Source organism: Caloramator australicus RC3, from assembly GCF_000297115.1.
Lineage (GTDB): Bacteria > Bacillota > Clostridia > Clostridiales > Caloramatoraceae > Caloramator > Caloramator australicus.
The window spans coordinates 1-13,218 of record NZ_CAKP01000021.1 but is presented as its reverse complement, the minus strand read 5'-3'; the positions used below and the strand labels follow the sequence as shown (position 1 = coordinate 13,218).

The 13,218-nt window shown below is 31.9% G+C and carries 15 protein-coding genes; all 15 read right to left on the bottom strand.

The window, feature by feature from the left end; translation table 11 throughout:
* Window positions 1-6: 6 nt before the first annotated feature.
* Window positions 7-2,640: a pyruvate, phosphate dikinase gene (ppdK, locus tag CAAU_RS02560; RefSeq protein WP_040305724.1), complete on the bottom strand. Its 2,634-nt coding sequence runs from the start codon at window positions 2,638-2,640 to the stop codon at window positions 7-9.
* 85 nt (window positions 2,641-2,725) lie between these two features.
* A complete protein-coding gene (gene ccpN / locus CAAU_RS02555; protein WP_202801036.1) occupies window positions 2,726-3,358 on the bottom strand; it encodes a transcriptional regulator CcpN in 633 nt (210 codons plus the stop codon).
* 199 nt (window positions 3,359-3,557) lie between these two features.
* Window positions 3,558-4,079 (bottom strand): DUF4342 domain-containing protein, encoded by a 522-nt coding sequence (locus CAAU_RS02550; protein WP_008907876.1) that lies wholly within the window; start codon window positions 4,077-4,079, stop codon window positions 3,558-3,560.
* A 5-nt stretch (window positions 4,080-4,084) separates the two neighbouring features.
* Window positions 4,085-4,831 carry a DNA repair protein RecO gene (gene recO, locus CAAU_RS02545; protein WP_040305722.1) on the bottom strand — a complete coding sequence of 249 codons (747 nt, stop codon included), beginning with the start codon at window positions 4,829-4,831 and terminating at the stop codon, window positions 4,085-4,087.
* A gap of 21 nt (window positions 4,832-4,852) precedes the next feature.
* The gene (gene era, locus CAAU_RS02540) at window positions 4,853-5,743 is read right to left on the bottom strand and encodes a GTPase Era (protein ID WP_008907874.1); all 891 of its coding nucleotides are present in this window, start codon (window positions 5,741-5,743) and stop codon (window positions 4,853-4,855) included.
* Window positions 5,744-6,145, bottom strand: coding sequence for a cytidine deaminase (cdd, locus tag CAAU_RS02535; RefSeq protein ID WP_008907873.1), 402 nt, complete (start codon window positions 6,143-6,145; stop codon window positions 5,744-5,746). It abuts the gene before it with no gap.
* A gap of 116 nt (window positions 6,146-6,261) precedes the next feature.
* Window positions 6,262-6,957 (bottom strand): diacylglycerol kinase, encoded by a 696-nt coding sequence (locus tag CAAU_RS02530; protein WP_008907872.1) that lies wholly within the window; start codon window positions 6,955-6,957, stop codon window positions 6,262-6,264.
* Between the two features lie 5 nt (window positions 6,958-6,962).
* On the bottom strand, window positions 6,963-7,454 hold the full coding sequence (ybeY, locus tag CAAU_RS02525; RefSeq protein ID WP_040305720.1) for an rRNA maturation RNase YbeY: 492 nt from the start codon (window positions 7,452-7,454) through the stop codon (window positions 6,963-6,965).
* On the bottom strand, window positions 7,426-9,507 hold the full coding sequence (locus tag CAAU_RS02520) for an HD family phosphohydrolase (protein WP_008907870.1): 2,082 nt from the start codon (window positions 9,505-9,507) through the stop codon (window positions 7,426-7,428). The genes ybeY and CAAU_RS02520 overlap by 29 nt, the downstream gene beginning before the upstream one ends.
* 4 nt (window positions 9,508-9,511) lie before the next feature.
* On the bottom strand, window positions 9,512-10,438 hold the full coding sequence (locus CAAU_RS02515; RefSeq protein WP_051004368.1) for a PhoH family protein: 927 nt from the start codon (window positions 10,436-10,438) through the stop codon (window positions 9,512-9,514).
* 48 nt (window positions 10,439-10,486) lie between these two features.
* On the bottom strand, window positions 10,487-11,647 hold the full coding sequence (gene yqfD / locus CAAU_RS02510; RefSeq protein WP_008907868.1) for a sporulation protein YqfD: 1,161 nt from the start codon (window positions 11,645-11,647) through the stop codon (window positions 10,487-10,489).
* A gap of 15 nt (window positions 11,648-11,662) precedes the next feature.
* Window positions 11,663-11,926, bottom strand: a complete 264-nt coding sequence (gene yqfC, locus CAAU_RS02505) for a sporulation protein YqfC (RefSeq protein ID WP_008907867.1) — start codon at window positions 11,924-11,926, stop codon at window positions 11,663-11,665.
* Window positions 11,927-12,035: 109 nt separating this feature from the next.
* Entirely contained in the window at window positions 12,036-12,479 is a 444-nt protein-coding gene (locus CAAU_RS02500; protein ID WP_008907866.1) for a GatB/YqeY domain-containing protein, read from the bottom strand.
* Window positions 12,480-12,495: 16 nt separating this feature from the next.
* Complete coding sequence (gene rpsU, locus CAAU_RS02495) at window positions 12,496-12,672, bottom strand: 30S ribosomal protein S21 (RefSeq protein ID WP_008907865.1); 177 nt, start codon at window positions 12,670-12,672, stop codon at window positions 12,496-12,498.
* Window positions 12,673-12,872: 200 nt separating this feature from the next.
* A partial coding sequence (locus CAAU_RS02490; protein WP_192811168.1) for a UPF0236 family transposase-like protein occupies window positions 12,873-13,218 on the bottom strand: 346 nt, incomplete at its 5' end.

The window sequence follows — 13,218 nt, the reverse complement described above, 5'->3', positions numbered from 1 at the left end:
AAATTTTTATCTTCTTGGATTCTTAACTTGTGCTTGTGCTGCAGCGAGTCTTGCAATCGGAACTCTAAATGGTGAGCATGATACGTAGTCAAGTCCTATATTATGGCAGAATTCAATTGATGATGGATCACCACCGTGCTCACCGCATATACCGAGCTTAAGATCCTTTCTTGTTCCTCTTCCAAGTTCAGTAGCCATCTTTACAAGCTTACCAACGCCAGTTGTATCAAGTTTAGCAAATGGATCGAATTCAAATATCTTCTTATCATAGTAGTCATTCAAGAACTTACCAGCGTCATCTCTTGAGAATCCGAATGTCATCTGAGTTAAGTCATTAGTTCCGAAGGAGAAGAATTCAGCTTCTTTTGCAATTTCATCTGCAGTTAATGCTGCTCTTGGAATTTCAATCATTGTTCCAACCTTGTATTCAAGCTTTACTCCTTCTCTTTCGATTATTTCATTAGCAGTCTTTACTATAACATCCTTTACATATTTTAATTCCTTAAGTTCACCTACAAGTGGTATCATTATTTCTGGAACTATATCCCAGCCTTTTCTTCTCTTTACATCAATAGCTGCTTCGATTATAGCTCTTGTTTGCATTTCTGCAATTTCTGGATAAGTTACAGCAAGTCTACATCCTCTGTGGCCTAGCATTGGGTTGAATTCCTTTAAGCTTTCAACTGTTGCCTTTAACTCTTCAAAAGTTATTCCCATATTTTCTGCAAGGGCTTTAATGTCTTCATCTTCATGTGGTAAGAATTCATGTAATGGTGGATCAAGAAGTCTTATTGTAACAGGTCTTCCTTCCATCGCTTCATAAATTCCAATGAAGTCTTCTCTTTGCATTGGTAAGAGCTTATCAAGGGCCTTTCTTCTTTGTTCTTCATTCTTTGCAACAATCATTTCTCTAACTGCTGGGATTCTATCTTCTTCAAAGAACATGTGTTCAGTTCTGCAAAGACCTATACCCTCAGCTCCAAACTTAACAGCTTGAGCTGCATCCCTTGGAGTATCAGCATTTGTTCTAACCTTTAGTGTTCTTATTTCATCAGCCCACTTCATGAATGTTTCAAAGTATCCTGTAATTTGTGGCTCAACAGTCTTAATCTTTTGTCCATATACATTTCCTGTGCTACCATCTATTGAAATGTAGTCGCCTTCGTTTATTCTTAAATCTCCAACTGTGAAATACTTGCCTTCTTCGTTAATCTTGATGTCTCCGCAACCAGCTACGCAGCATTTACCCATTCCTCTAGCAACAACCGCAGCATGGGATGTCATACCACCTCTTGCAGTTAAGATACCTTCAGCAGCTACCATTCCTTCGATATCTTCTGGTGAAGTTTCAATTCTTACAAGAACAACCTTTTCACCCTTTGCTGCAGCTTCCTTTGCTTCTTCAGCTGTGAAATATACCTTGCCGCAAGCAGCTCCAGGTGAAGCTGGAAGTCCCTTTGCAATTGGCTTTGCTGCTTTAAGTTCAGCTTGATCAAACATTGGGTGAAGTAATTGATCTAATTGCTTTGCGTCAACCTTAAGCATTGCTTCTTCTTTTGTTATTAAACCTTCTTCAACAAGGTCAACAGCAATCTTCAATGCAGCTTGAGCTGTTCTCTTTCCATTTCTTGTTTGTAGGAAGTAAAGTTTTCCTTGTTCAATTGTAAATTCCATATCTTGCATGTCTTTATAATGTTTTTCAAGAAGATGTGCAATTCTTTCGAATTCTGCATATACTTCTGGCATTAATTCCTTTAATTGATCTATGCTTTGTGGTGTTCTAATACCTGCAACAACGTCTTCACCTTGAGCATTTAATAAGAATTCACCAAATATCTTATTTTCACCCGTTGCTGGGTTTCTTGTAAATGCAACACCAGTTCCTGAAGTTTCACCCATATTACCAAATACCATTGTTTGAACGTTAACTGCTGTTCCCCAATCGCTTGGAATGTCGTTAAGTCTTCTATAAACAATAGCTCTTGGATTATTCCATGATCTGAAAACTGCCTTTACAGCTTCTAAAAGTTGCATTTTAGGATCCTGTGGAAAATCTTCGCCCTTTTCATTTCTATATAATTCTTTAAATCTTCTTACAACTTCCTTTAAATTTTCAGCAGTTAAATCTGTATCAAACTTTGCACCGTTTTCTTCTTTTACTTGGTCTAATATATGTTCGAATTTATTCTTATCGATTTGCATAACAACATCGCTGAACATTGTTATAAATCTTCTGTAGCTGTCGTATGCAAATCTTTCGTTGTTTGTTAACTTTGCAATACCTTCTACAGTTTCATCGTTTAATCCAAGATTAAGTATTGTGTCCATCATACCTGGCATTGAAGCTCTAGCACCTGATCTTACTGAAACAAGTAATGGATTTGATGGATCGCCAAATTTCTTTCCTGTAATATTTTCAAGCTTATGTAGTGTTTCAAAAATTTCTTCTACTATTTCATCTGCTATTTTTTGACCATCTTCATAGTATCTTGTGCAGGCTTCTGTTGTCACAGTAAAACCTGGTGGAACAGGAAGTCCTATGTTTGTCATTTCTGCAAGATTAGCACCTTTTCCACCTAAAAGATTTTTCATACTAGCGTTACCTTCATGAAATAGGTAAACGTATTTTTTCTTTTCCATTCCTCCTACCTCCTAATACAAATTTTGTCACCATAGGGACAAGTTATGTCCCAGATATGTATAAAATAACAATCCAAACCTCAAGCTATTCCTTACCAAGTTCTACAAAAAGCCTTGTAATGGTAGTTTTAGAGACTTTACCAGTTATTTTATACATTTCTTTTCCATCTTCAGTTTTTACCTTTTCAACAACTGGCAGGCTGTCGATTTCATGTTCAATAATTCTTCTTGCAGCTTCATATGCACTTTCATTATCAGTTATTGTTATAATATTAGGCATTCTTGTCATAATTATACCTACAGGAACTTTGTGTATATCTGTATTACCAAGGGTAATTTTTAAAAAATCCTTTCTTGAAACAGCACCAGTTAAATATCCCTTATTCTCTACAAATAAAGTCCCTGTATCATTAATAAAAAGCTGAATTATTGAATCATAAATCGACATATCCTCTGAAACTACCGTAGGTTTGGATTTTATTTCTCCAACTGTTATTTCCTTGATCGATTTATACTTTAATGTATTTTGTCCTTTCTTTGAATAAACGTAACCTACTTTAGGGCGCGCCTCTAGAATACCCGTCATGGTTAATATTGCCAAATCAGGCCTTAAGGCTGCTCTTGTTAAGTTGAGTTTCTCAGCAATTTGTTCGCTTGTTATGGGCTGATTTTTTTTTACTATTTCTATAATTTCTTCTTGACGTTTTGTAAGTTTTATAAAAATCACCTCTGTGCAAAGTTTTATTTATTAATATTATATATTGACAGAGGAATCAAGACAATAGTAAATATTCTATTATCTTTACAATTATCCAAATAATTCTAATAGAAAGTATTATCAATTCATAAATATTTTATTACATTAGACAAATATTTTCAATATTTTTAATCAAAATTTAATGAATAAGCCGACCGGCTTATTCATTTTTATCTTTACTTTCTTCATCATTTTTGAATTTTTCATTAAATGTATTTTTAAAATCATCAACAGTATCCTTTATATTTTCCTTTACTTCCTCAACTTTTTCTTTAACAAGATCTTCAACAACCTCTATCCTGCCATCTGGTCTTTCTATTTCTATTTTTATTTTTGATACTACAGCTGCTATTGCTCCAACTGCTATTAAGGCCGGACTAAATAAACTCAATGCACCTGCAGCTATCCCAGCAGTAACAGGAATGTCAACTAGGACTCTGTCATCTTTTTTTACTTTTATCCTCGTCACATTTCCTTTTCTTATTATTTCCCTTATAGTTTCAACTAAATCGTTGCTAAATTCTGAAATTTGTGCACCTAATTTTTTCTGATTCTGCTCAATATAAATCAAAGAATCGATCACATTACCATTGTGTTTTTCAAGAATTTCCTTTGCCTCAGCATATCCTATACCTGTCCTTTGCCTTAAAATGTCTATTTTTTCAAGAGTTATCTCTTCCATTTATCTCATCTCCCTTTCAAATCTTTTATTAAATTTAAAGATTTAATTTCCCTATCAATATGGTGCTTAAAATAGTCCTCCACAATCTCAATAAATTTTTCTAATATAATACTATCATATTTAATATTCCTCAATTCCTCTATTTTTATGTTTCTAATTTGATTTAAAAATTTAACCTCATCATCACTTAATAAAATATTTTCAACTGATTTAACTGCACAATTACTGCACAATATTCCTCCCTCTGCAATATTAAAGTATCTTAAATTTGTTTTTGATCTACACTTAATGCATTGATTAACTATTGGCTGATATCCTGCAAAACTTAAGACTTTATATTCAAACGTAAGTTTTAGCAAATCTAAATTTATGTCTTCATTATAAAGCATGTAAAGAGATTTTAATAACAATCCTAACATAAAAACATTTTTTACTTCCCTTTCATTTAAAACATCAATTAGTTCCAACATATAACTTCCATAGGCTAACCTATCCAAATCCATTATAATTCTTTGAAAAGACTCGATTATACTACTTTGATTTAAAGTATATAAATTCTTACCTTTATAAACTAAATATCTACTATAGCAAAAAGGCAATGTGGAGGATGCAATTGGACTTTTAGGTCTCCTTGCTCCATGGGCAACTACATCGATTTTCCCTAATTTGTCTGTAAATATGGTGATGATCTTGTCGGTTTCAGCAAGAGGCATTTCCTTCAAGACAACTCCTTGTAGGTTTATTAACGACAAAATCATCACCCCCTAATAAATCTATTGATATCCTAAAGTTTTCAAAACCGATGGACTGTCTCTCCAATCCTTCTTAACCTTAACCCATAGCTCAAGGAAAACTTTACTTCCCAAAAGTCTTTCTATTTCTACACGGGCACTTGTTCCTACTTTTTTTAGCATTTGTCCATTTCTCCCGATTATTATAGCCTTGTGAGTCTCTTTTTCGCAGTAGATAGTTGCATTAATATTAACGATGCCCTTTTCATCATCAGCCTTCATTGATATAACTTCAACCGCAGTGCCGTGAGGTACTTCTTCCTTTAAATTATGCAATAATTTTTCCCTTATTATTTCAGATACAATAAATTTTTCTGGCTGATCCGTTATCATATCAGCTGGGAAATACTGAGGTCCTTCAGGTAATAATGAAACTATTATGTTTAATAGTCTATCGGTGTTATCACCCTTTAATGCAGATATTGGAACTATTTCCTTAAAATCATATAATTTTGAATAAGTATCTATTGTTTTTGCCAATATTTCCTTTGATACTGTATCAACTTTATTAATCACTAAAATTATTGGAGTTTTAACTGTGCTTAATTGGTTTATTATATGTAAATCTCCTTCATTAGGCTTTTCGGATGGGTTGATCAAAAAAAGAACAATATCAACCTCATTCAATGTTTCCTTTGCTACCTTAACCATATATTCCCCAAGCCTTGTTCTAGGTTTGTGTATTCCTGGCGTATCCAAAAATATAATTTGATAATTATCCTTTGTCATTATCGCCTGAATCTTATTTCTTGTTGTTTGAGGTTTGTTAGAAATTATTGAAATTTTTTCGCCTAAATAATGATTTAACAAAGTAGACTTGCCAACGTTAGGTCTTCCTATAATAGTAACAAAGCCAGATCTAAATTGGCTCATTTACATACCTCCTTCCATATCATCCGAGGAAAATGCATAGGGCAATAACTCATTTAACTTAAACACCTTATACTCTCCTTTATTATTTGATACTATAACATCAATATCTAGTCCAAATTCCGACATAACCTGCCTACAGATTCCACATGGAAATGTTAAATTAGGGCTATCGCTTGTTATAGCAATGGCTCTAAACTTGTTATAGCCTTCTGAAATCGCCTTAAATAAAGCAGTTCTTTCTGCACAAACTGTGCCACCATATGAAGCATTTTCTATATTGCATCCAGTAAAAATCTTTCCTTCTTCAGTCAAGAGCGCTGCTCCAACACGAAAATTTGAATATGGAACATAAGCATTTTCCTTAGACTTATTTGCTATTTCTACTAGTTCTTTATATTCCATTTATACTCCTCCTACAAATTATTTCTAATGATATTTTATGCAATTTCGGTAATACAAATTATATCACTAATTTTGTTATTGTAAAGAAATAATTTTAGGCACCAATTCGGTGCCCATTAAAGGAGTTTAAAAATAATTATAGCAACCAAAGTTCCTATGATAGCTCCAACTGTTACCTCATAAATGGAGTGTATTTTCCCTTCAACTCTACTTTGTGCCACAACAAAGGCAAGAAAAAAAGCTAATGTTATTATTAAAGTATCCTGCGTTAACAATGAAATTGCAGTAGCAACTCCAAAGGCAACAGCTGAATGCCCGCTTGGCATACCGCCCTTAAGTGGAGTTCCTCTCCCATAAAATGCCTTTATCACTACCGTTATTATAGTTATCAATATTAAACAAATAAATACTACAGTAGGGTCAGATTGTTTAATTTTAAAGATAACGGTGTTAGTAACTAACTTCAGCTTATCAAAAAACAACAAATAACCAACCAAAACAGAGGTTAATGCTGAAATCAAAACCGCTCCAGCTGCTACATTTTTTGCAATCTTAGCTAATGGATGATAATAGTTTGCATTCAAATCAATTGTTACTTCTATTGCTGTATTAATCATCTCCAGCACAATAACTAGAGTAATCGTAAAAAACAATAGAAGAATTTCAAATTTGCTTAAATCAAAAAAAAGACTTGCTAATAAAACTAATGTCGCTATAGCAAAGTGGATTCTCATATTTCTTTGTGTCTTTATAGCAAAAATTACACCTTCTATAGCATGATTAAAGCTTTCGGTAATCTTCTTCATCTTCATAAAATTCACCCTTCTCTAGTAATACCAAGGGAATGTAGAATTTCTTCTTCCTTTTGCCTCATAACTTTTCTTTCATCTTCAACTTCATGATCATATCCCAAAAGATGTAAAACGCTATGAACAATTAAAAAGGCAACTTCTCTAATAAAAGGATGTTCGTATTCCTTAGACTGTTCGAATGCTTTTTCAACGGACAATACTATTTCGCCAAGGAGCACATTATTTGTTTCTGGATCAAAATCTTCCTCAAAAACTTCATAGCTCCCTCTTTCTCTAAAATCAATCATTGGGAAAGAAAGAACATCTGTTTCTTTATCAATTTTTCTATATTCTTTATTTATTTCTTTTATTGCCTCATTATCCACCAAATAAACATTTACATCATAATTAAATTGAATCCCTTCATATTTCAAAGCTTTATCAATAACAACCTCAATCAATTCCCTTAATTCATTTGTAACCTCTATCTTATTTTGATTGTTCTCTATAAACACCATTTTCTTCACCTTCTTCTGTAATTTCTGGATATTCTATTCTGTTGTGGAATATTCCTTGTAGAACATTTATAAAGCTAATTTTTATATTCATAATATCCTTAAGTGTTAAAATGCTCTCATCTAATTGTCCATCATTAATTTTCTCTTCTATTATTTTTTCCACCGTTTCTTGTATATCCTTTAATGTCACATTCCCCAATGATCTTATTGCAGCTTCTACACAATCTGCCAGCATAACTATAGCTGATTCCTTTAATTTTGGTTTTGGACCTGAATATCTAAAGGATTCTGCATCTATATCTTCCCCATTTTTCTTAGCGACAGCGTAAAAATATTTTATTAAAGTAGTTCCATGATGTTCTTCGATTATTTGTTTTATTATATTTGGTAATTTATATTGTTCTGCAAGTTCTATTCCGTCCTTAACATGGGAGGATATTATCATTGCACTTAATTTCGGAGTTAAGTTATCATGAGGATTGTCATTAGTAATTTGATTTTCTTTAAAAAAATATGGTCTTTTTATTTTACCAATATCATGATAATATGCTCCTACTCTTGCAAGAAGGGAATTTGCCCCAATCTTTTCTGCCGCTGCTTCTGCAAGATTTCCAACCAAAATACTATGATGATATGTACCCGGTGCCTCAAACAAAACTTTTTTAAGGAGAGGTTGATTAGGGTTAGAGAGTTCCATAAGCTTTATTGGAGTTACTACATCAAAGATTTGTTCAAATATAGGCATAATGCCAATAGCTAATACCGCCGAGAAAATTCCCCCAGCAATTGTATAAGACATATTAATAAAAACTTGTGTAAATTCTGTTCCTAAAATCAATCCTAACGACAAAATGATGAGTGAATTTAAAAAACCTATAAGCACTCCACCGAACATCACATTACTTCTATCATGTAGATTATGAACAAAAATTACCCCAAGCAAACCACCTATTAAATATATAAACAATGCTTCTATAACAAATTTAGTTAATATTGCCAACATTAAAATAGAAATAGAAAATATAAAAAAGGCTAATTCATGATCAAATATCATAGTTAATATTATTGGCATAAAAGCCACAGGGATTACATATAAAGATATGTTTTTAGTTGCAGCTATAAGAACAGTATTCAAACATAAAATTAAAAATACTAATGTAAATTTATTTATATCAAAATAAACTCTATTTTTAAATTTATAAAGATAAAATAAAACTAAAAATTCTGTAAGAGTAATTATTAAAATTAAGCTTATATAATTTGCAACATCAGATTTAGAATTATTCTTCAAAACACCTGCTTTATTTAATAGTATAATATGCTGGGCAGTGACTGTTTGGCCCTTTGAAACAATAACTTGATTTTTTCTAATATAAACAGGTTCAACCTGTTTTTTCACAAGTTCCTGTAATTCATTTGTCTTTTTCACATCAATAAACATATTAGGTCTGATAAAATTTTTTGATAATGTCAAAAGACTGTTCTTTGTCGTAAACTCTAGGTTAGACTCTAAAATCCTTTTTTTTAAGTAATCATAAGCATCATTAAAGGATTCATCATCATTTTGTAATATTTCTAAATTTAATAAATCACTTAACCCTTTAGTTAATAAAGTAGAAGCTTCATCAAGTTTAGAACTATCAAGCTTCAAAAAATATAATATTATTTTATCATCAACCATTAAATTTAAATTTGCCTTAATATAGTCAACTTTATTTTCCTCAGATTCATCTCTAACTTTCATGTCTTTTATTAAATCAAAAAATTGCTTAGCTTTATTGATTGCATCCCTTTGAAGATCATTATTTTTAGAATATTGTAATGGAATATTTGCAATTGCCGTTTGAATTTTTTCTTTAGTTGCATTTTCATCAATAAAATCTCGTGGTGACTTTATATCGGCAGGCGATACCTGACCCTCTTTTAAATCATATTTTTGAGGTATTACACTGTTTACGCTTAAGGCAAACAAAATAATAAAAGTTCCTAAAAGCACACTAAATCTTAAGAAACGTTCATCCTTAAGTATCTTTTGTATATTAAAAGGATTCATGTAATCACCTTTTTCCATTATCGTATTTATCATAAGCTTTAATTATTTCTGTTACCAATCTATGTCTTACCACATCTTTATGTGTAAAATATACAAACTCTATCCCATCGATATCCTTTAGAATATGTGTTACCTGTTTTAATCCAGACATCTTTTCAGGAGATAAGTCTATCTGAGTTAAATCCCCAGTTACCACTATTCTTGAGCCATAACCAAATCTTGTTAAAAACATCTTCATCTGTTCTGGAGTTGTATTTTGTGCTTCATCTAATATTATAAAGCAGTCATCTAAAGTTCTCCCTCTCATATAAGCTAAGGGTGCAACTTCAATAATTCCATTTTCCATATATTTTTGAAAGGTATCTACTCCTAAAATATCATATAAAGCATCATATAAAGGTCTTAAATATGGATTAATCTTTTCCTGTAGATCCCCTGGTAAAAATCCCAGCCTTTCACCGGCCTCAACGGCAGGGCGAGTTAATATAATTCTTCCTATCTTTTTTTCTTTTAAAAATTTTACAGCCATAGCTATTGCTAAATAAGTCTTCCCTGTTCCCGCCGGCCCGATACCAAAAACAATTTCATTCTTTTTAATCGCTTCTATATATTCCTTTTGGCCAAATGTTTTACATTTTACGTATTTCCCACGGGCCGTAACGATGATGACATCTTCAAGTATTTTTTCAAGATCCTGTGGCGAATCTTCTAAAACAAGGCTTATTATATAGTTAACAGTCTGTAAATTTATAATCTCTCCTCTTTTGGCAATTTCCAAAAGCTTTAGAACGGTTTTTGTTGCAAGTTCTATGTTACCCAACCCTGCAATCTTTATCTCGGTTCCTCTATTTATAATATTCACATTAAAAGTTTGTTCAATAACCTTAATGTTCTCATCAAATTTTCCAAACAAATTCATTACATGCTCCATATTATCAATTACAATTCTATTTTCTTGTTGCAATTTCTATCCCCCAATCTATTTTATCTCTTCTTCTTTTGAAATCTTTTCTTCCGTTAAAATCAACTTTCTTATCCTAACTTTGTCCTTCATTAATATTTTATCATATTTTCTTTCCAAAATCTTTATATCCTTTGGCATTATTTTTATAAGTTCTTCATCCGCAAGGTTTGTTGCAACATCTATGGCCTCATTATAGGATAAATTTTTGATTTTTTCAATTTTTTCATAGTAGTATTCAGTAACTTTAGTAACCGGTGAATTGAATCCTAACAATTTTACTTGTTCTTTTTCTATTATTTTATCATAAAATTGAAATTTGTTAATATTTGACCATAACTTAATAATCTTATTATTAGGTAAAACAAAATATATGAATTTTTCACATTTGCCAGTTCTCTCAAAGTATCTATATTTTAAAGGAACTTCCTTTATTGACTCATACCAAGTCTTTGCATAAACTTCCCCTAAGGCTCTTGTAACATCAATTGGTAAATTTTCATGATCCTTTATTACTCCTGAAATCAATATTTGACCTTTCTTAACAAAATCACCTTCTTTTACTAATTTTTGTCCCTTCAAAGCTATAACTTTTGTTAATATCCCATCCTTAGCAGCCACTATATTCATTGGTTTTTCCAAATCTAATATGGTTGGAGGCATAGTCCTCTCTACAATCTCTACTTTAGCTTTTGTTCCATCTAAACTAATAGTTACCATGGATAACTCCTTTATGTCCTTTAAAAGACTATTCTCTATATCCCTTAGATTAATATTCTTCTTATAGGTCCCTACCTTTAATCCAGCTTTGTTTAAGGATTTTAATATTAGCTGATCATTTACTACTTTATTTCCGACTATTTCAATATTCCAAATGATGTTTGAAAAAATATATATCAGTAGAACAAAGATTACTAATCCGATTATAAAAAATATTCTCTTAAATAAACGCCTAAATAAAAAAATAAACCCATTTTTTCTCGCAATTTTAACTCTGCAATGTGTCTTTTTTGCTATATGCCTTATTTGTTTAAAGTCCTTTTCTTTCATATTAAATCTCATATTAGTTATGCTAAGCCTTTCTATATCCCACAAGGTTAATCCATTTATTACCGCTAGATTAATAAATTTTTCTGGATTCAATCCTTCCACATCAACAGTTATATAATTTTTATCCATAGGCCCAGCCCCTCATCACTTAATAAATTCTATTACTTCAATTTCCCCCTCCAAAATTATCTCATCTTGTGTGATATATTTTATAACAAAATCCTCTCCTTTTAGTGCCACAATCCCTATCCTTGAATTAATTCTTACAGTTGTTTTGCTGTATTCAATTATACCTTTATGATTTTCTATGATAATTTTATTATTACTTACTATCTTTATTACTGGAACATCTAAAACTATTTCTTCTGGAATATCAAGTGCATCAGAAAATCTTTGTTTTATATCCATATACTCTCCCCTTAAAATTCATCCCATTAAATTTTATGAATAAAATAATCAATATTTGATTATTTATTTTTCAAAAAACTAAAAGACCCGCAATTTGCGGGTCATTATTTCACTGTAAAAACTTTTTTACCATTTCACTAACCATCTTGCCATCTGCCCTACCCTTTACCTTTGGAGCAACAATGGCCATGACTTTTCCCATGTCCTTTATGCTATTTGCTCCCACCTCATCAACAGCACTTCTTATAATTTCAGCAATCTCATCTTCAGTAAGCTGCTGAGGAAGGTATTCAAGCAAAATCTCTATTTCCTTATTAACTTGTTCTACAAGATCTTGCCTGTTCCCCTTTTCAAATTCTTCAAGGGACTCTTTTCTCTTTTTTACTTCCCTTGATAACACAGCAATAACTTCTTCATCATCAAGGATTTTACCATTAGTTTTTTCATCATATAATATAGCAGCCTTAGCCATATTAAGGACGCTTGCTCTAAAGCTATCCTTGGCCTTCATCGCATTTTTCCAATCCTCTTGGATCCTTTCTTTGAGTGACATATTCACCCTTCTTTCATTATTTATGCTTTCTCTTACGAGCAGCTTGTGATTTCTTCTTACGTCTTACGCTTGGGCTTTCATAGTGTTCTCTCTTTCTGATTTCAGCAAGAACACCTGCAGCTGCGCACTTTCTCTTAAATCTTCTAAGAGCGCTGTCTAATGATTCGTTTTCGCCAACTCTTATTTCTGACACCGTTCTCCCTCCCTCCGCTTAACAGAATAAAATAGTGCTGCGATGATAGACGCAAATAGCACATTAACATTATATATTACTAAAGTAAATTTTGTCAATCATAAATTACATCAACGATAGTGTCAAGATATTGTAGGTTAATTTTTATAGACAACCCCTTAAATTAGCTAGTTTCAAGGCGTTTGTTAAATTTAAAAAACTTAAATTATATTTTCATATTTTATTGATTTTAATATCCTGTAAATTGGCGTTACTTTCCCTATGTTCAATATCGTTATATTATTCATAACTTCACGTGAAGATTTATTTATCTTTCTTATCGCTTCTTTTATTTTCTTCTTACTTACCTTGAAGGCTTTTTCATCTTCCTTAAACACACTTATTTCCCTTAAATTTCCTCCATTCTTGCTAAATACCCTTAGCTTTGCCATTATCTTTAATCCTTCCTTGCTCCATCCTAATGGCCTGCTGCTTAATCTCGCCGATAATACATGGCTTACATGCCCTTCTGCGCTGCATCCTATTACATCATCGTCATCTTTATAT

Bases quoted from the DNA above. Each gene is read 5' to 3' on its own strand.
- ppdK (WP_040305724.1), bottom strand. From the start codon at position 2,640: ATGGAAAAGAAAAAATACGTTTACCTATTTCATGAAGGTAACGCTAGT.
- CAAU_RS02550 (WP_008907876.1), bottom strand. From the start codon at position 4,079: ATGGAAGAGATAACTCTTGAAAAAATAGACATTTTAAGGCAAAGGACA.
- era (WP_008907874.1), bottom strand. From the start codon at position 5,743: ATGAGCCAATTTAGATCTGGCTTTGTTACTATTATAGGAAGACCTAAC.
- cdd (WP_008907873.1), bottom strand. From the start codon at position 6,145: ATGGAATATAAAGAACTAGTAGAAATAGCAAATAAGTCTAAGGAAAAT.
- CAAU_RS02530 (WP_008907872.1), bottom strand. From the start codon at position 6,957: ATGAAGATGAAGAAGATTACCGAAAGCTTTAATCATGCTATAGAAGGT.
- ybeY (WP_040305720.1), bottom strand. From the start codon at position 7,454: ATGGTGTTTATAGAGAACAATCAAAATAAGATAGAGGTTACAAATGAA.
- CAAU_RS02520 (WP_008907870.1), bottom strand. From the start codon at position 9,507: ATGAATCCTTTTAATATACAAAAGATACTTAAGGATGAACGTTTCTTA.
- CAAU_RS02515 (WP_051004368.1), bottom strand. From the start codon at position 10,438: ATGGAGCATGTAATGAATTTGTTTGGAAAATTTGATGAGAACATTAAG.
- yqfD (WP_008907868.1), bottom strand. From the start codon at position 11,647: ATGGATAAAAATTATATAACTGTTGATGTGGAAGGATTGAATCCAGAA.
- yqfC (WP_008907867.1), bottom strand. From the start codon at position 11,926: ATGGATATAAAACAAAGATTTTCTGATGCACTTGATATTCCAGAAGAA.
- CAAU_RS02500 (WP_008907866.1), bottom strand. From the start codon at position 12,479: ATGTCACTCAAAGAAAGGATCCAAGAGGATTGGAAAAATGCGATGAAG.